The sequence below is a fragment of the Tolumonas lignilytica genome, assembly GCF_000527035.1.
Classification (GTDB): Bacteria; Pseudomonadota; Gammaproteobacteria; order Enterobacterales; family Aeromonadaceae; genus Tolumonas; species Tolumonas lignilytica.
On sequence record NZ_AZUK01000001.1, the window covers coordinates 2,391,779 to 2,409,924 of the forward strand.

General features: G+C 50.8%; 19 protein-coding genes. 14 read left to right on the plus strand and 5 right to left on the minus strand.

Going from position 1 to position 18,146, the window contains the following annotated elements; genetic code table 11:
• Positions 1 to 107 precede the first annotated feature (107 nt).
• Positions 108 to 1,013: a LysR family transcriptional regulator gene (locus H027_RS0111155; protein WP_024872540.1), complete on the minus strand. Its 906-nt coding sequence runs from the start codon at positions 1,011 to 1,013 to the stop codon at positions 108 to 110.
• A 120-nt stretch (positions 1,014 to 1,133) separates the two neighbouring features.
• On the opposite strand from H027_RS0111155, the gene H027_RS0111160 reads away from it, so the two are divergent.
• Positions 1,134 to 1,547: a DoxX family protein gene (locus tag H027_RS0111160; protein ID WP_024872541.1), complete on the plus strand. Its 414-nt coding sequence runs from the start codon at positions 1,134 to 1,136 to the stop codon at positions 1,545 to 1,547.
• A gap of 81 nt (positions 1,548 to 1,628) precedes the next feature.
• Positions 1,629 to 2,351 (plus strand): pirin family protein, encoded by a 723-nt coding sequence (locus H027_RS0111165; RefSeq protein ID WP_024872542.1) that lies wholly within the window; start codon positions 1,629 to 1,631, stop codon positions 2,349 to 2,351.
• A 51-nt stretch (positions 2,352 to 2,402) separates the two neighbouring features.
• Here the strand turns inward: H027_RS0111165 and H027_RS0111170 are convergent, their stop codons facing one another.
• Both H027_RS0111170 and alr read right to left on the minus strand, forming a co-directional pair.
• On the minus strand, positions 2,403 to 3,872 hold the full coding sequence (locus H027_RS0111170; RefSeq protein WP_024872543.1) for an aminoacyl-histidine dipeptidase: 1,470 nt from the start codon (positions 3,870 to 3,872) through the stop codon (positions 2,403 to 2,405).
• A 29-nt stretch (positions 3,873 to 3,901) separates the two neighbouring features.
• A complete protein-coding gene (alr, locus tag H027_RS0111175) occupies positions 3,902 to 4,984 on the minus strand; it encodes an alanine racemase (protein WP_024872544.1) in 1,083 nt (360 codons plus the stop codon).
• 644 nt (positions 4,985 to 5,628) lie between these two features.
• Here alr and dgcN point away from each other — a divergent pair.
• The 6 genes from dgcN to cspE all read left to right on the plus strand — a co-directional run bounded on the left by dgcN (position 5,629) and on the right by cspE (position 11,477).
• Positions 5,629 to 6,621 (plus strand): N-acetyltransferase DgcN, encoded by a 993-nt coding sequence (gene dgcN, locus H027_RS0111180; protein ID WP_024872545.1) that lies wholly within the window; start codon positions 5,629 to 5,631, stop codon positions 6,619 to 6,621.
• Between the two features lie 18 nt (positions 6,622 to 6,639).
• On the plus strand, positions 6,640 to 7,617 hold the full coding sequence (dgcA, locus tag H027_RS0111185; RefSeq protein WP_024872546.1) for an N-acetyl-D-Glu racemase DgcA: 978 nt from the start codon (positions 6,640 to 6,642) through the stop codon (positions 7,615 to 7,617).
• Positions 7,618 to 7,644: 27 nt separating this feature from the next.
• Positions 7,645 to 8,505 (plus strand): D-amino-acid transaminase, encoded by an 861-nt coding sequence (locus tag H027_RS0111190; protein WP_024872547.1) that lies wholly within the window; start codon positions 7,645 to 7,647, stop codon positions 8,503 to 8,505.
• A gap of 241 nt (positions 8,506 to 8,746) precedes the next feature.
• Positions 8,747 to 9,310 (plus strand): alkyl hydroperoxide reductase subunit C, encoded by a 564-nt coding sequence (ahpC, locus tag H027_RS0111195; protein ID WP_024872548.1) that lies wholly within the window; start codon positions 8,747 to 8,749, stop codon positions 9,308 to 9,310.
• A gap of 71 nt (positions 9,311 to 9,381) precedes the next feature.
• On the plus strand, positions 9,382 to 10,947 hold the full coding sequence (gene ahpF, locus H027_RS0111200; protein ID WP_024872549.1) for an alkyl hydroperoxide reductase subunit F: 1,566 nt from the start codon (positions 9,382 to 9,384) through the stop codon (positions 10,945 to 10,947).
• Between the two features lie 320 nt (positions 10,948 to 11,267).
• On the plus strand, positions 11,268 to 11,477 hold the full coding sequence (gene cspE, locus H027_RS0111205; protein WP_024872550.1) for a transcription antiterminator/RNA stability regulator CspE: 210 nt from the start codon (positions 11,268 to 11,270) through the stop codon (positions 11,475 to 11,477).
• A gap of 65 nt (positions 11,478 to 11,542) precedes the next feature.
• Here cspE and H027_RS0111210 read toward each other — a convergent pair whose 3' ends face one another.
• Positions 11,543 to 12,208 carry an HD domain-containing protein gene (locus tag H027_RS0111210; protein ID WP_237657946.1) on the minus strand — a complete coding sequence of 222 codons (666 nt, stop codon included), beginning with the start codon at positions 12,206 to 12,208 and terminating at the stop codon, positions 11,543 to 11,545.
• 34 nt (positions 12,209 to 12,242) lie between these two features.
• On the minus strand, positions 12,243 to 13,142 hold the full coding sequence (locus H027_RS0111215; RefSeq protein WP_024872552.1) for a LysR substrate-binding domain-containing protein: 900 nt from the start codon (positions 13,140 to 13,142) through the stop codon (positions 12,243 to 12,245).
• A 102-nt stretch (positions 13,143 to 13,244) separates the two neighbouring features.
• On the opposite strand from H027_RS0111215, the gene H027_RS17770 reads away from it, so the two are divergent.
• The 6 genes from H027_RS17770 to rbsC all read left to right on the plus strand — a co-directional run bounded on the left by H027_RS17770 (position 13,245) and on the right by rbsC (position 18,143).
• Complete coding sequence (locus H027_RS17770; RefSeq protein ID WP_024872553.1) at positions 13,245 to 13,475, plus strand: DUF1127 domain-containing protein; 231 nt, start codon at positions 13,245 to 13,247, stop codon at positions 13,473 to 13,475.
• A 99-nt stretch (positions 13,476 to 13,574) separates the two neighbouring features.
• Complete coding sequence (gene rbsD, locus H027_RS0111225; RefSeq protein WP_024872554.1) at positions 13,575 to 13,994, plus strand: D-ribose pyranase; 420 nt, start codon at positions 13,575 to 13,577, stop codon at positions 13,992 to 13,994.
• Positions 13,995 to 14,003: 9 nt separating this feature from the next.
• Positions 14,004 to 14,930 carry a ribokinase gene (gene rbsK / locus H027_RS0111230; protein WP_024872555.1) on the plus strand — a complete coding sequence of 309 codons (927 nt, stop codon included), beginning with the start codon at positions 14,004 to 14,006 and terminating at the stop codon, positions 14,928 to 14,930.
• Between the two features lie 299 nt (positions 14,931 to 15,229).
• Positions 15,230 to 15,649 (plus strand): D-ribose pyranase, encoded by a 420-nt coding sequence (rbsD, locus tag H027_RS0111235; RefSeq protein WP_024872556.1) that lies wholly within the window; start codon positions 15,230 to 15,232, stop codon positions 15,647 to 15,649.
• An 8-nt stretch (positions 15,650 to 15,657) separates the two neighbouring features.
• Positions 15,658 to 17,160 (plus strand): ribose ABC transporter ATP-binding protein RbsA, encoded by a 1,503-nt coding sequence (rbsA, locus tag H027_RS0111240; RefSeq protein ID WP_024872557.1) that lies wholly within the window; start codon positions 15,658 to 15,660, stop codon positions 17,158 to 17,160.
• Positions 17,157 to 18,143 carry a ribose ABC transporter permease gene (rbsC, locus tag H027_RS0111245; RefSeq protein ID WP_024872558.1) on the plus strand — a complete coding sequence of 329 codons (987 nt, stop codon included), beginning with the start codon at positions 17,157 to 17,159 and terminating at the stop codon, positions 18,141 to 18,143. The genes rbsA and rbsC overlap by 4 nt, the downstream gene beginning before the upstream one ends.
• Positions 18,144 to 18,146 lie beyond the last annotated feature (3 nt).

The following is an 18,146-nucleotide window of genomic DNA, read 5'->3' on the forward strand; positions in this document are numbered from 1 at the left end:
CTTTTATCGGATTGTCTGGATGAGATTGACGATCTGCTCAGTGACCTTTTCTTCTTAATTGTTGCTGAGTTATGTCTGTTTGTCGTCGGCGGATGTCTGACTTTGTGTCATTTGTTTTTTCCGCTGTTTTTCTGTTCCATTTTTTTAGCCAGAAAATCGAGTAAAACCCGTACCCGATGGGGGATGTAACGATTGCTGGGCAGAATGGCATAAATACCCAATTCTTTGGGTGTGAAGGCTTCCAGTATGCTTTCGACCTGCCCACTGGCCAGATAGTCATTGACGATAAAATCCGGCTGTCGGGTGATGCCTAACCCTTTGGCGGCGGCCTCGGTGAGGGCATCGCCGTTGTTGGCTTTGATGCGGTTATTGATATAGAAGGTTTCATGACGGCCGTTGATGTCAAATGTCCAGCTGGCGCCGCCACTGGTCAGTGTGTAACCGAGACAGTCATGCTCACTCAGTTCACTCGGGTGCGCCGGTCGGCCGTGTGTGTTGAGATAGTCGGGGGAGGCAATGGTCAGTAATTTACAGGTTCCCAGCTTACGCACGATATCGCCGGGTTCCAGTTGTCCGGCGATGCGGATAGAGATATCCATCCCTTCTTCAATCAAGTTCATTTGCCGGTCGTCAAAATCCATTTCCAGATGGATATCCGGATAGAGCTGGGTGAATTCCAGCAACAACGGCGAGAGCTTTTTCAGACCGAAACTGAGTGGCAGGCCAATGCGGATATTCCCTCTTGGCGTCAGACGCTCTTCCATGACGCTGGCTTCGGCGGCCTCAACCAGATCAAGGATCACCCGGCATTTTTCCAGATAGGCACTACCTGCGGAAGTTAGTGACAAGCGGCGGGTGTTGCGCACCATCAGTTTGACACCCAGGTGTGTTTCCAGCGCCGCGATCTGACGGGTCACCACCGAACGGGCCAGATTCATCTGTTCTGCTACAGCGGTAAAACTGCCTGATTCTGCAATTCGCACAAACAGGTGCATGGCATCGAGTCGATTCATTGTTGCTATTCCGGCAATAGATTGTTCGAGTTTGTCTGCTATTTGGCATCAATCATACAGCTTATAGTGTATTCACAAAGCGATAACAAACCTTTTTCACTGTTTTTTGTAAGGAGATTGATGATGCAAGCTATTAACCGTTTTGGCCCTCTGGTTGGCCGTGTACTGATTGCGCTGATTTTTGTCTGGTCTGGTTTCGGCAAGATCATGGGGTTTGCCGGTACTGTCGGTTATATCGCCAGTCAGGGGTTGCCATTACCACAACTGGCCGCGATTGCTGCCATCATTGTTGAACTCGGTGGTGGCATCATGCTGATCCTCGGGTGGAATGCCCGTCTGGCTGCCGCCGCGATGTTTGTGTTTACTGCGATGGCCGCCTTTATTTTCCATGCTTACTGGGCTGCTCCGGCTGCAATGGCGATGAATCAGATGATTCACTTCATGAAGAACATTTCCATGATGGGTGGACTATTGTTTGTAGTGGTGCATGGCAGCGGTGCGCTGAGTCTGGATAAAAGTGCCTCAACTAACTAATCAATGAAGCAGTACGGGTTTCAGGTTAAGCGTTACTGACCGGAACTCGTGACTGGTTCCTCTGCTTTCTGGAGTTTCACTATGCTGGAAATAAGAGCGTCATCAGACCGTGGCCATGCCAATTTTGGCTGGTTACAGTCCAACCATAGTTTTTCTTTCGGGAATTACTACGATCCTAAACAGCTTGGGTTTTCGGATCTGTTGGTGATTAACGATGACAGGGTCAAACCCGGTAAAGGTTTTGATACACATGGTCATCGGGACATGGAAATCTTCTCTTATGTGCTTGAAGGGGCATTAGAGCATAAAGATTCGATGGGAACGGGATCGGTGATCCGCCCTGGTGATGTCCAGATGATGAGCGCCGGGACGGGGATCCGTCACAGTGAATTTAACCATTCACGCGAAGAGCTGGTGCATTTTCTGCAAATCTGGATTGTGCCGGACCAAAAAGGTGTCGTGCCGCGTTATCAGCAACAGCATTTTTCAGATGCCGATAAACGGGGAAAGCTGCGCCTGATTATTTCGCCGGATGGCCGTGATGGTTCGCTGTCGGTTTATCAGGATACACGTGTGTATGCGGGGTTATTTGATGGCGAGGAAACGCAGGACTTCAGTTTGCCGGAAGATCGCTATGCGTATCTGCATGTGGCCCGCGGCAGTATTGAGGTAAATGGTCAGGTTCTGACAACCGGTGATGGTGCACGCATTCGCCATGAACCGTTACTGAGTTTCAGTCATGGCCGTGATGCCGAGGTGTTGCTGTTTGATCTGCGGCCGAATGAATTGGCCTTGGTCTCCTGATAATTCATGTGGTCACCTGCACCGACACCGTGTCGGTTGCAGGTGCCATGATCAAATCGTGCCTGCTTGTGCTGGGATCGCCGCCAGTGTAGCAATCAACAACTGCCAGAAACGTTCGACGGAAGGGATCGATACCCGTTCATCCGGTGAATGGGCTCCTTTGATGGTCGGGCCTATCGACACCATATCCAGCGCCGGATACGCTTTTTTGAACAGACCGCACTCCAGCCCGGCATGGATCACCATGATATTAGCCTTATTACCAAACAGACGCTGATGTTGTTGCTGTGCGATCTGCATCGCCGTTGAATCCGGATCGGGCGCCCAGCCGGAATAATCGCCGGAGAAAAGGGCCGTTGCCTGACAAAGTTCTGCGAGAGCGGCAAATACATTTTTTAACTGCAACCGTCCTTCGTCAGTCAGTGAGCGGACAAACGAGATGGCACTCAGTTGTTGCCCTTCAAGACGGATGATGCCGAGGTTGGTGGAGGTTTCGACGACTCCTTTCAGCGCGTGACTCATGCGGATGACGCCATTGGGCAGTGAGACTAAACCGGCCAGCAGGGGTTTCTGGCTTTGTGGCGTCAGCACCGAAGCTAAGGTCGCGCAGGGTGTGCAATTCAGAGAGATAGCGGCATCGGTCAACTTGTATTCCTGCTTCAGCAAAGCGGCTTCGTCCTGACACCAGCGGACAAACTCGGATTGTTGCCCGGCCGGTATGGCAATCTGGGCTCTCGCTTCCCGTGGGATCGCATTGCGCAGGGTTCCGCCATGGAGCGTGCCCACCTTGAGTGGGAAACACTGTTGCAGGCGAAAGAGAGTCCGGCAAAGCAGTTGATTGGCATTGCCACGCTCTTCATGGATGTCCAGACCGGAATGACCACCTTGTAACCCCCCTATGGTTAACTGATAGCCCAGATAACCGGCGGGCAGCGCCTCATAATCAAGTTTGAAATCCAGGCGTGCCTCCAGACCTCCGGCGCAACCCATGTAGATATCCCCATCCTGCTCGGCATCGGTATTGATCAGCAGTTTGCCTTGTAGCCAGTCGGGTTGCAGCGCAAAAGCGCCGCCCATGCCGGCTTCTTCATCCACGGTAAAAAGCACTTCCAGCGGGCCATGTCTGACGGTCGGATCGGTTAATACGGCAAGGCAAGCGGCAACACCGATACCATTGTCGGCACCCAGCGTGGTGCCTTTGGCCCGCACCCAATTCCCATCGATGTAAGGCTGGATCGGGTCGCGGGAAAAGTCATGTGCGGTGTCATGATTTGCCTGCGGAACCATGTCCAGATGCGCCTGCAGGATCACCGGCTGGCTCTGTTCCATGCCATCGGTGGCGGCTTTACGGATCAGCAGATTGCCTTTGGCATCTTGCAGCAGGGTAAGTTTCTTGGCGTTGGCCAGATTGATGATCCAGTTGCTCAGTGCTGCTTCCTGCTTGGATGGATGCGGGATCTGGCAGATCTGGGCGAAAAAAGTCCAGAGCCGGGATGGCTGTAATCGGGTCAACATCGTCATATATTAGTTCCGTACTCTTAATTATCTGATTATCCGGTTTTTAGTATGTGTCGGGCGACGCGGCCTGTGATTTTGATGACCAGTTCATAAGCAATGGTGCCGATATGACGGGCAACCTCTTCCGCGGGTAAGCCGATGCCCCACAGCGTGACATCATCCCCCACCTGATCCTTGCTGTCAGGCCCCAAATCCACGGTCATCATATCCATTGAGACGCGCCCGACTAACGGTACCTTGCGACCATTGACCAATACGGGGGTTCCTGCCGGTGCCGTGCGTGGATAACCATCACCGTATCCCATGGCAATGACCCCGATCCGGGTATCCCGTTTCGCGATCCAGTGGCCGCCATAACCAATGCTTTCGCCGGCCTTGTGCTCTCTGACCGAAATCAGCGTGCTTTTCAGCGTCATCACAGGCTGCAATCCTTCTGCAATTCCTGTGCTATCTGCACGGGGTGAGATGCCGTAAAGTGCGATACCCGGGCGAACCCAATCAAAGTGAGCGTCGGACCAATACAAAACCCCGGCTGAATTAGACAGGCTTTTTTCACCGGGAAAAGGTGCAGTCGCGTTAATGAAGCGTGCTAATTGTTCCAGCGTCGTAGGCTGGTTCAGTTCATCTGCCTGATAAAAATGACTGACAAAACCGACCTCATCACGCACGTTCGGGGAGTGGGATAATTGCGTCACGTAGTGGGCTACCTGCTCTGGAAATACGCCGATCCGATGCATGCCGGTATCAATTTTCAGCCATACTTTGATGGGGTTAGGCAAAGTGGCTGACAAGATATCCGCGAGTTGCCCGGCATGGTGGATCACCGGCTGGAACTGATGTTGTGCGGCCAGATAGAGATCTTCCAGACAGAAACAGCCTTCCAGCAAGACAATCGGCTGTGGGATCCCGGCTTGACGCAAGGCGACCGCTTCTTCGATGCGAGCCACCGCGAAGGCGTCGGCCTGTTGCAGGGTGTGCGCAACCAGGCTGGCGTCATGTCCATAGGCATTGCCTTTGATGACCGCAATCAGCCTGCTCTTCGGGCTCAAGGCTTTTAGGGTCAGAAAATTATGCTGTAGTGCATTTAAATTAATTTCTGCTCTTGCGGTTAACATGGTTCACTCCGACAAATGATCTGACTATAAATCTGAAATAATATAGTCATACATGCTTACAGATTTTTGTTTGTCATGTCAAAAATGCTGGTTTTTTCGCTCTTAATTTGTTGTTTATTCTGATTTGTTGTGAAATAAAAAATAAAAATCTTATTGGAATGCTTTTTTTATTATTTATTAATTTAAAATATCGAAATAATCTATTTTTTAGCAAAATCGAATAATGAAGCTAAATAGGCAATGGTTTTAAAAATCAATTTTGCACCATATTGGCGATCCGTCTTTGTGTATTTTCCTCTTTTTGGTTAGAAAGTTCATGTAATGCCAGATTGCAATGCGTTTCAATAAAGTGATTTAAAATCAATATGTTGTTGTTTTTGTAAATTATAAAAATCTGGAAATATATATTCTTTAAATTATTTTTGGTTTTTTATTTTTATTTTTTGATAGTTTATGGATGTATGTTCTGGTGTTTTGTTTGTTGATTGGTTTTTAGTTCTGTATTTTTGTTGATATTGACAATATTGTTTTGCTGTATTTATTATTTGCATAACAAAGTGCGACGAGGTTTTTAGCCGACGATATATTTGCCGGTGAGGCATCGCTTTGTCAGTCAATAATATTTCTCTGTGAGGATAAACAATATGGAAATTAAAAAACCTTATCTGCTGTTCTTAGGTGATGCCCATGATGTATTAGCAGCAAAAGTTGCTATTGGTATTAAACAGTGGCACCCGGAATATTGTGTGGGGCAATTGCGCATGGAAGATTGTCATGCCGATTGTGAACTGCCAGATATGGATATCGCCGCAGCCAAGGCCGCTGGGGCAAAAACACTGGTGATTGGTGTTGCCAATCGCGGCGGGATCATCTCGGATAAATGGATTTCCATTCTGAAGGAAGCATTGGAAGCCGGTATGGATCTGGCGTCTGGTCTGCACAATCGTCTGACTGACGTGCCAGAAATCAAAGCACTGGCTGACAAGCTGGGTCGTAAACTGTTTGACGTGCGTCATCCAACGCAGACTTTCCCGGTTGCCAACGGTAAAAAACGCGAAGGCAAACGTCTGTTGCCGGTGGGTACCGACTGCTCTTGCGGCAAAATGTACACCGCACTGGCGATTGAAAAAGAGATGCTGGAACGCGGCATGAAAGCAACGTTCCGTGCCACTGGCCAGACCGGTATTTTGATCAGCGGCGCTGGTGTCAGCATCGATGCCGTGGTGTCTGATTTCGTGGCGGGTGCGGTGGAAGTGCTGGCGCCAGCGAACGATGCCGATCACTGGGATGTGATCGAAGGTCAGGGTTCCCTGTTCCACCCCTCATTTGCAGGTGTTACGACCGGTATTATTCATGGTGCACAAGCGGATGCACTGGTGCTGTGTCACGAACCAACTCGCACTACTATGCGTGGCGTCGATTACCCAATCGTGGATCTGGGTGAGTGCATGGCGCTGAATCTGGCGATGGCCAAACTGACCAATCCAAATGCTCGTTTTGTGGGTATCTCGGTTAACACCGCTAAATTGTCTGAGAAAGAGGCGATTGCACTGATGGCCGATATCGAAGAGAAATATGGCCTGCCTACCGTCGATCCATTCCGTCAGGGAATGGGCCGCATCGTCGATCAACTGTAAGCCAATGGGTGGATGAGTATGGAAATCCGGGTATTTAGCGAAAGCTGGCCGATCCGAGGCTCATTCACCATCTCGCGCGGCAGCAAGACGGCCGCCGAGGTGGTGGTGGTAGAACTCACGCAAGAGGGCGTTACCGGACGCGGTGAATGTGTGCCGTATGCCCGTTACGGTGAGTCTGTATCGGGGGTGATGACGCAGATTGAAGCGTTGATCCCGGCCATTCGCGATGGGTTGGATCGTCAGGCTCTGCAATCGGCGTTGCCGGCTGGGGCGGCGCGGAATGCACTCGATTGTGCCTTCTGGGATCTGGAAAGCAAACAGTACCGGCAGCGGATCTGGCAGCGCCTGCAACAAGCAGAGCCCGAGCCTTTATTGACGGCTTATACCTTGTCGCTGGATACACCGGAAAATATGCAGCGCGCGGCCGAAGAGAACGCGTTCCGCCCCTTGTTAAAGCTGAAACTGGCAGGGGCCGGTGATTTGGAACGTGTGGCGGCGGTGCGGAAAGGTGCACCTGCTGCACGTATCATCGTCGATGCCAATGAAGGCTGGAATGAGCAGATTTACCGCGAGCTGATCCCCGAATTACAGCAGCTGGGTGTTGAGATGATCGAACAACCGCTGCCCGCGGGTGACGACGCCATTCTGGCGGTATTGCCGCGTCCCATTCCCATTTGCGCCGATGAATCTTGTCACGACAGTTCCACCTTGCATGAATTGGTGGGGCGTTACGACATGATCAACATCAAGCTGGATAAAACCGGTGGTCTGACCGAAGCACTTGAGCTGCGTAAGCAAGCGGAAGCGGCTGGCATGAAGATCATGGTGGGTTGTATGTTGGCAACCTCGCTGGCGATGGCTCCGGCCTTTGTGGTGGCACAGGGGGCTCAGGTCGTGGATCTGGACGGCCCGTTACTGCTGCAAAAAGATCGGGAACCCGGTTTTGATTATTCCGATAACCTGATGCAGGCACCCGATGCGGCATTGTGGGGCTAAATTAAATTGAATATTAAGGAGTCGGCCATGAGTCGCATCGTTTATGTTGATGGTCAGTATGTTAATGAAGCCGATGCCAAGGTATCGGTATTTGATCGTGGCTTTCTGTTTGCCGATGCTGTGTATGAAGTGACGGCGGTGTTGAACGGTAAACTGGTGGAATTTGACGGGCACCTTGAGCGTCTGCAACGTTCCTGTCGGGAATTGTCACTGGCAATGCCGGTTGCCGCCGCACAGTTGAAATCGATCCATGAAGAGCTGATCCAAAAGAATCATCTGGTGGAAGGCGGTATTTATCTGCAGATCAGCCGCGGTAATGCCGGCGATCGTGATTTTGCGTTTCCGGGCGCCGAGGTCAAACCGACACTGGTTCTGTTCACTCAGTCGCGGGCAGTGATTGACAGCCCGAAAGTGAAAACCGGGATCAAGGTGGTGACCATGCCGGACATCCGCTGGCATCGCCGTGACATCAAAACGGTCGGCTTACTGGCGCCGTGTCTGGCCAAAGAGTATGCCCACGCCAATGATGCCGATGATGCCTTTCTGGTCGAAAACGGCTTTATCACCGAAGGCAGTTCCAGCAATGCCTACATTGTGCTGGCTGACAACACAGTGGTGACCCGTCCGTTAAGCAACGATATTCTGCACGGTATCACCCGCAAAGCCTTGCTGGAACTGGCGGCGCGCGATGGCATCAAAGTGGAAGAGCGTCTGTTCACACCGGATGAAGCCTATCACGCCAAGGAAGCCTTCATCAGCTCCGCGACCACCTTTGTGTGGCCGGTGGTCAGCATCGATGGCAAACCTGTTGGCGATGGTAAACCCGGCCCGATCGCCTTGCGGTTGCGTGATATTTATGTGGAACTGGCCAAAGCCCAGGTCGCTTAATCGTTATTGCTTGATTTTGTATTCAAAAAGCTCCGTTATGGAGCTTTTTGTGTTTGTGGCGTCAGTCGATTATTTGGTGTATTCAAAGGTTTAAATTTTTATTCTTTGTTGTTACATAGGTAAAACCTATTAAACAAATAGTTCACAACTATTGGCTGAAATTGTCATTCTGGTTCAGTATTAATTCCATCGAGATGCGACGCACTCGAATCGACTAGATAACTCAATGAAGGAGCTCCACATGTCTTTGATTAACACTGAAGTTAAACCATTTGCTGCTACCGCTTATCACAATGGCAAATTTGTACCCGTATCTCAGGAAGATTTGAAAGGCAAATGGTCTGTTGTCTTCTTCTACCCAGCTGACTTCACCTTCGTTTGTCCGACTGAGCTGGGCGATCTGGCTGACAACTACGCTGAATTCCAGAAACTGGGCGTAGAGATCTACGGTGTGTCTACTGACACTCACTTCACTCACAAAGCATGGCACGACACTTCTGACACCATCGGTAAAGTACAGTACCCACTGGTTGGCGACCCAACTGGCGCGATTACCCGTAACTTTGACGTGATGATCGAAGAAGAAGGTCTGGCACTGCGTGGTACCTTCGTGATCAACCCAGAAGGTCAGATCAAACTGTGCGAAATCCATGACAACGGTATCGGTCGTGACGCCAAAGAACTGCTGCGTAAAGTTCAGGCTGCTCAGTATGTTGCCTCACATCCGGGTGAAGTTTGCCCAGCTAAATGGACTCCAGGTGCAGCCACACTGGCGCCATCTTTCGACCTGGTTGGGAAGATCTAATCTAGCGCAACAAAATGCCGGGTTAGCCCGGCATTTTTTTCTTAGCCGTAATTCACGAGACGAGACTCATTATGTTAGACGCAAATGTAAAAACTCAATTAAAAGGCTATCTGGCCAATGTGACTCAGCCGATCGAAATCATCGCGTCCCTTGATGACAGTGATTCCTCTCGCGAGTTACAGTCACTGCTGAACGATATTGCTGAACAATCCGATAAGATTTCCCTGCGTGAGTCTGCTGATGCAGCAGCGCGGAAGCCTTCTTTTGCCTTAAACCGTATCGGTTCCGACATGGGCGTGGCCTTTGCCGGTTTGCCGATGGGGCACGAATTTACTTCTCTGGTACTGGCGCTGTTGCAAGTCGGGGGGCATCCACCGAAAGCCGATGCTGACTTGCTGGAACAGATCCGCACTTTACCGGGGGAATATCATTTTGAAACCTATATTTCGCTGACTTGTCAGAACTGCCCGGATGTCGTTCAGGCGCTGAATATGATGTCAGTGATCAATCCCCGCATTCGTCACACGATGATCGATGGTGCCTTATTCCAAGATGAAGTGAGCGCCCGTCAGATCATGGCAGTACCGACCGTATTTCTGAATGGTCAGGTGTTCGGTCAGGGACGTATGAGCGCGGAAGAGATCGTTGCGAAACTGGATACCGGTGCGTCTGAACGTGAAGCCGTGAAGATCAATGAAAAAGCGCCGTTTGATGTATTAGTCGTGGGGGGTGGCCCGGCTGGTTCTGCCGCTGCTATCTATGCTGCCCGTAAAGGGATCCGCACCGGTGTTGTAGCGGAACGCTTTGGCGGTCAGGTGCTTGACACCATGAGCATCGAAAACTTCATTTCTGTTAAAGAAACGGAAGGCCCGAAACTGGCTACAGCGCTCGAACAACACGTTAAAGAGTATGACGTGGATATCATGAATCTGCAGCGGGCTGCCAAACTGCACCGCGGTGCGGAGTTTGTCGAAGTCACGCTGCAAAATGGGGCTGTACTGAAGAGTAAATCGGTCATTCTGGCCACAGGTGCCCGCTGGCGTGAAATGAACGTGCCGGGCGAGAAAGAGTACCGCAATAAAGGGGTTGCTTATTGCCCACACTGCGATGGCCCGCTGTTTAAAGGCAAACGTGTTGCGGTGATTGGAGGTGGTAATTCCGGTGTCGAAGCGGCCATCGATCTGGCAGGTATTGTGTCGCATGTGACGCTGCTGGAATTCGACAGTAAATTACGTGCCGATGCCGTATTGCAAAGCAAGTTACGCAGCCTGCCCAATGTCACGGTGATCACCGAAGCGTTGACGACTGAAGTGTTAGGCGATGGCAATAAAGTCACGGCCATTACCTACACCGATCGGGCCAGCAACGAAAGTAAAAAGGTAGAACTGGAAGGGATCTTCGTGCAGATCGGTCTGTTGCCGAATACAGATTGGCTGAAAGGCAGCGAAGTAGAATTAAGCAACCGTGGCGAGATCATCGTCGGGGCACATGGTAACACCTCAGTGGAAGGCGTTTTTGCCGCCGGTGATGCGACCATCGTGCCTTACAAACAGATCATCATCGCGATGGGTGAGGGTGCCAAAGCCTCTCTGGGCGCATTTGATTACCTGATCCGCGCTTCAGCGCCGAAGGCATAAATCAGTAATAAAATCAGGGCCTGGACATCATTCGGTGTCTAGGCCGCTTATTTTTCAGGAACGGTGTGTTTTTATTATTCTTGGATTTATTAAAAATAGATGGTGAATTAACTCGCTATTAACAACTACGTGTGTTCTAATCTTCCTCGGCCTGTACATCAGACCTATTTATGAAAGACATTTTGATTGAAGTTAAGACCCTGCCCATTCTTATCGATTGTGCCGTTGTAGTAATATTTTCTCAGTGCCCCATAAGTATCGACAGATAAATCTGGCCATTATTGCCTTTGCGGCACCAATTTATTTCTTAGGAAAATGTTATGTCTAAAGTAACTGGTTCAGTTAAATGGTTCAATGAAACTAAAGGTTTTGGCTTCCTGTCTCAGGATAACGGTGGTAAAGATGTGTTCGTTCACTTCTCTGCTATCGCGTCTACCGGTTTCAAAACTCTGGCTGAAGGTCAGGCAGTATCTTTTGAAATCGAAGAAGGCCAACGTGGCCCATCAGCAGTGAACGTAACCGTTCGCTAACTGATACTGACGTAAGTTTATTACGTTATAAAAAACCTGCTGCGGCAGGTTTTTTTATGGGCGAGTTACAGCTCCGTGAGTAATTGTTTTACATACCCTTCCAGATATTTTCGACGTTGTTTGGCCATGTCCCGACCGGCCTGGGTTTGCATGCCATCGGCCACCTTATAAAGCTTCACAAAAAAATGATCGAGCGCGAATTGCATGTCATCCAGTTGACGATGTTTTGCCAATGGGTCGTACGGATCAAACATATCCCGTTCCATCCGGCCGGAGGTATAAAATACTCGCGCCAGCCCGATGGCACCAAGCGCTTCCATACGGTCGGCATCTTGTAATAATTTGGCTTCCCAGGTTTCTGCTGGCAAGTTGGCAGAAAAACTGTGTGTTTCGATTGCATGGGCCACCGCATTAATTTTTTTCTGCGGGAACCCTAGCTCCAGCAAAATGACGGCGGCTTCCCGGGCGGCCAGACGGGAGCTTAAGTGACGCTCCGGGTGATTTTTCGGCAAACTAACAATATCGTGCAGATAAGCGGCCGCCAGCAAGACCAACTCATCGCCTTGTCCACCCTCAGCCTGATTCAAGGCGCGTGCGGTTTTCCAGACACGGCGGAAATGGGCAATATCGTGGGCACCATCAGTCTCGGTGTGATGCTGCTCCAGCCAGTTTTCCAACTGCTGCTGCCAGAACAAGATTGGGTTTTCGTGAGTTATTTGCATATCCGTCATCAAGTGCACCAAAGTTGATAGAGATTATACGTCGTTATGATTCCGACAGTTTTTTGAACTGGTTAATTTCTTCCGTCAACCAGGCGATAAACAGCTTCAATTCCTTGTGATGACGCGAACGTGGTGGCATGACGAGATAATAAGAGAACGGGCTTTTCAGTTCCTGTTCCTGTGCAAACGGGCGGCATAACAAACCGGAAATCAGTTCATCCTGCACCAGACTGCGTCTGCCCAGAGCAATGCCTTGTCCGGTCATTGCCGCTTTGATCATCATACTGCTGTCGAAGATGGTCAGATAGCGTTTCGGCTGCAAATCGGCTTTGCCAACCAGTGCCAGCCAGCCTTCCCAGTTAAAGTGTTCGCCTGAGTTATCGCGGATCAAGGTGTAATTCGTTAACTCATCCAGCGTTAAATTCTGTGGAAACTGACAGCTCATGACAGGAAAAAGATAGTCATCCATCAGATGGCGGGTGATCAGATCTGGATAATTGCCCAAACCATAGCGGATGCCGGCATCAATATTGGCGCGTTCAAAATCCACCTGCTGGTCGGTCATCGACAGGCGCAGCTCAATCTCTGGATGTTGTGTGCTGAAACGTTCTAAGCGGGGGATCAGCCAGTTGCTGGCAAAGGAGGGCAACACCGAAATCGTCAGTACTTTCTGTGCCGGCTGGCTGGCCTGAGCCCAGCCTTGTTCCAGTTCCGTAAAGCCTTTTTGCAAATGTGATTGCAGATGAACGGCAAGCTCCGTGGGCTGCAGCGACCGGGTTTGGCGGATAAACAACGGCCCTAATTCATCCTCCAACTGCTTGATGTGCTGGCTGACCGCAGACTGCGTCATATAGAGCCTTTCTGCGGCCCGGCTGAATGAGCCGGTTTGCAGCACGGAATCGAGCACATAGAGCGACTTCAGGCGATGGAATAATTTTGACATATAAGTTTATCTTATAGTTTGTTTAGTTAATCTGGTTTGTCTGCATTCTGCCTTGTTTCTATGCTGATTGCCTCTGCACATCAGTAACAAGGAGTCAGTGCTATGCAGAACTGCAAGACAGAAGACCGTATCCACGGCGTCAATACTCACCGCATTATCGGGCATTATATATTAGATAAGCTAACAAAATTTCGCGAAAGGCTATCCCGGTGGCAGCACAACAGAAGGACTCGTTATTATCTGGCTGAAATGCCCGATCATCTGCTGAAAGATATCGGTATGACAGAATCTGAGCGGCAGGAGGAGATAACAAAAAAATTCTGGCAGAAATAATGATTTAAGCCCTTTGGATTGGATCACAGAACAAATTCGACTGATCGTCCAACCTTAAAACGACGTCATTCGATTCTGGATCTTGCTGAGGGAACGCCCATGAAAAAACATGTGTTACTGAATGCGCCTTTGTCTCATGTGATTGCCACCATGGGACATACCGATCAGTTGGTGGTTTGTGATGCCGGGCTGCCCATTCCTGCCGCTCCCGAACGGATTGATTTAGCTGTCAGCCGTGGGGTGCCCAAATTTATGGACGTCGTTCAGGCCGTGACGGCTGAAATGCAGATTGAACAGGTGATCCTGACGCATGAATTTGCAGAAGTCAGCCCGGCGCTGCATATCGAACTGGTGGCTCATCTTGAGCATCTTGCTGAGGAACAGGGGCATACTATTACCTTTGAGTATGTCAGCCATGAGGAGTTTAAAGAGCTCACGCATCTTGGCCGCGCAGTCGTCAGAACGGGGGAGTGTACGCCGTATGCGAATGTGATTTTTGTTTCCGGGGTGGTGTTTTAAGGAGTGGACATGAACAAGAAACTGGTAGTCATGGGCAGTGTTAATGCCGACCATATTCTTTCCGTTCCCCGTTTTCCGAAACCGGGCGAAACGCTGAAAGGGCAGGATTATCAAATCGTGTTCGGTGGTAAAGGGGCCAATCAGGCCGTGGCCTCCGGGCGGCTGGGCGCGGATGTGTCGTTCATTGCCTGCGTGGGCGATGATGATTTAGGGCAGCGCATGTGGACACAATTTACCCTTGATGGCATCGACACTCAGGCGGTCATGTCTGTTCCCGGCATGAATACGGGCGTGGCCATGATCTGGGTGGCCGACAGCGGTGAGAATTGTATCGGTATTTCAGCGGGTGCGAATGCCGCACTGACCATCGAAAGGCTGGAACCCTATTTACCTCTGATTGCCGATGCGCAGATGTTACTGCTGCAACTGGAAACGCCGCTCACCGGTGTGGAGGCGGCGGCAAGACATGCCAGAGCGCATGGCACCCTGGTGGTGCTGAATCCGGCGCCGGCCAGTTCATTGCCGGCCTCGTTGCTGAAATTGGTCGATGTGATCACACCGAACGAAACCGAAGCGGAAGTGTTAACCGGTGTGGCCGTGAAAACCGAGCAGGATGCCCAGCGCGCCGCCGATGTGCTGCATGACTATGGCATCAAAGTCGTGCTGATCACCCTCGGTGCGAAAGGGGTCTTTTTAAGTGAAAATGGTGTCGGCGAACTCATTCCCGGATTTAGTGTCAGAGCTGTGGATACTACTGCAGCAGGGGATACCTTTAACGGCGCGCTGGTGACACGCTGGCTGGAAGGCCGACCGATCCGTGAGGCGATCCGTTTTGCACATGCCGCCGCCGCGATTTCGGTGACGCGAAAAGGCGCGCAACCGTCGGTTCCGACGCGACAGGAGGTGGATGCCTTCTTGCTGGAACAGTCGAATTAATCCCTCTGTCAGAGATGTTGTTCACCCCGACATCTCTGCTCTTTAGCTTCCATCTGCCTCATCAGACCGTGTCTCTTTTTTGAGCAGGTTCCGTTCACCTTCTTTTCCTTGGTTTTATCTTGGCTGTTACATTTTGCTAACACGATTCACCCTCTCTCTTCATCGAAACGTTTCGATGATGATCACAATTCTAAAAATGGAAGGTGGAAAAGCATTTTCTTCTGGTCGAGACTCTTCATATTGCTGTTGCGATTGCTCGATTTAACGATTTTGCAAACTTATCAGGAGAGTCATGGATCATGAAAAAACATGCGTTGTTGAATGCACCGATGTCTCATGTGATTGCCTGCATGGGGCATACCGATCAACTGGTGATTGCCGATGCCGGCTTACCCATCCCGGCGGCCCCGGAACGTATCGATCTGGCGGTTAGTCAGGGCATTCCAAGTTTCATGGATGTGGTACGGGCGACGACCGAAGAGATGCAGATTGAACGCGTGATCCTGGCGAAAGAGTTCAGCGAGGTGAGCCCGGCGTTACACGCTGAATTGTTGGCGCATATGAATCACATCGCCGAAGCGCAGGGCAAACCGATCCACTTTGACTATGTGCTGCATGAAGAATTCAAACAAATGACCCACGCCAGCAAGGCGGTGGTGCGCACCGGTGAGTGCACGCCGTATGCCAATGTGATTTTTGTCTCTGGCGTCGTGTTCTAGGAGGCGTTATGCAGACCTTGCTTCAAATGCAGCGTATCGATAAACAATTTCCCGGTGTGAAAGCGTTGTCCGGTGCATCACTCAGCGTTTATCCCGGTCGGGTGATGGCATTGCTCGGGGAAAACGGCGCCGGTAAATCGACGCTGATGAAAGTATTAACCGGCATTTACAGCAAGGATGCAGGCTCTATCCATTATCAAGATCAGGAAGTGAGCTTTAGTGGCCCGAAACAGTCACAGGAGGCGGGGATCAGTATCATTCATCAGGAGTTAAACCTGATCCCCGGTTTAACCATTGCGGAAAACATTTTTTTAGGCCGTGAATTCGTGACCCCTTTCGGGCGGATTGATTGGAAAAAAATGTACGACGAAGCCGATAAATTGCTGGCGCGTCTGAAAGTGCCTCATTCCAGCCGTAAGTTGGTGGGGGAGCTATCGATTGGCACACAACAGATGGTGGAGATCGCCAAAGCGCTGAGCTTTTCTTCCCGCGTCATCATCATGGACGAACCGACCGATGCCCTGACGGACACCGAAACGGAAGCGTTGTTCTCGGTGATCCGTGAATTGAGAGCCGAAGGGCGGGGCATCGTGTATATCTCCCACCGGTTAAAAGAGATTTTTGAGATTTGCGACGACGTGACGGTGCTGCGAGACGGCCAGTTCATTGCGGAGCGCAGTGTGACCTCGCTGGACGAAGATTCCCTGATTGAAATGATGGTAGGGCGTCGGCTGGAGGAACAATATCCCCGGCTTGAGCTGCCACAGGGTGAACTGCGTTTGCAGGTGAATGGTTTTTCTGGCGCGGGTGTTAAAGATGCCTCTTTTGCCTTGCATCGCAGTGAAATATTAGGCGTCTGTGGCCTAATGGGCGCGGGTCGCACGGAGTTGATGAAGCTGATCTATGGCGCCTATGCCAAAACCGAAGGCGAATTAATTCTGGATGGCGAGCTGCTGCAGATTGGTTCGACTCAGGATGCCTTGGATCACGGCATTGTTTATATCTCGGAAGATCGCAAAGGTGACGGGCTGGTGCTCGGCATGTCGGTGAAAGAAAACATGACGCTGACCGCACTGAATTATTTCAGCTCGGTCTGGGGGCTGAAACATGCCGCAGAACAACAAGCGGTTCAGGATTTTATCCGTCTGTTTAATATCAAAACTCCCAGTATGCAGCAGCCGATCCGCCTGCTCTCCGGTGGCAATCAGCAAAAAGTGGCGATTGCCCGCGGTTTGATGACCCGGCCGAAGGTGCTGATTCTGGATGAGCCGACCCGCGGTGTCGATGTGGGGGCCAAGAAAGAGATTTATCAGCTGATCAATCAGTTCAAACAAGAAGGCTTGAGCATCATTTTGGTTTCGTCGGAAATGCCGGAAGTGCTGGGCATGAGTGATCGGATCCTGGTGATGCATGAAGGCAAAATTTGCGGTGATTTTGATCGCGCTGACGCGACCCAAGAACGACTGATGGCCTGTGCCGTTGGTAAAACGGAAGGACAACAAGCAGCATGAGTACTCAAACCATGAACGTTAAACCTATTTCTGATTCATCCCGCTGGTTCAGCAAACAATGGTGGTTAGAGCAGAAAGCGCTGATCGCGTTGTTAATACTGATCGTGGTGGTATCTGTATTAAACCCTAATTTTTTTACCGCCGATAACCTGCTGAACATTCTGCGGCAGACTTCGGTCAATGCCATTATGGCGGTCGGGATGACCCTGGTCATCCTGACCGCAGGCATTGATTTGTCGGTGGGATCGGTGCTGGCGTTAACCGGCGCTTTTGCTGCCGCGATGCTGGATAAGGAATGGTCGATCTTCCTGACCATACCGGTGGTATTACTTGCCGGCGCGTTTCTGGGAGGTGTCAGCGGCATCATCATTGCCAAAGGCCGGGTGCAGGCATTCATTGCCACACTGGTCACTATGACCCTGTTGCGCGGCGCTACGCTGGTCTTTACCGAAGGACGCCCCATCAGCACCGGCTTTTCCGATGCCGCGGATGCGTTCGCCTGGTTTGGGACCGGTTATCTGTTCGGAATCCCGGTTCCTGTGTGGCTGATGTTGTTCGTGTTCGCTGCCGGCTGGTATCTGCTGAATCATACTCGTATTGGTCGCTACATTTACGCCTTAGGGGGTAATGAAGCCGCGACCAGTCTTTCCGGTATCAATGTCGACCGGATCAAAATCATTGTCTATGCCGTGTGTGGTTTCTTGTCTGCGCTGGCGGGGATCATCGTGACCTCCCGTCTGTCATCAGCACAACCTACCGCCGGTACAGGCTATGAGCTGGATGCTATCGCTGCCGTAGTTCTGGGCGGTACCAGTCTCGCTGGTGGTAAGGGCCGTATATCAGGAACCCTGATCGGTGCCTTCATTATCGGCTTTCTCAATAACGCTCTGAACTTGCTCGATGTTTCTTCTTACTACCAGATGATTGTCAAAGCGACCGTCATTCTGCTGGCAGTATTGATTGATCACAAGAGCAGTAAATAACCC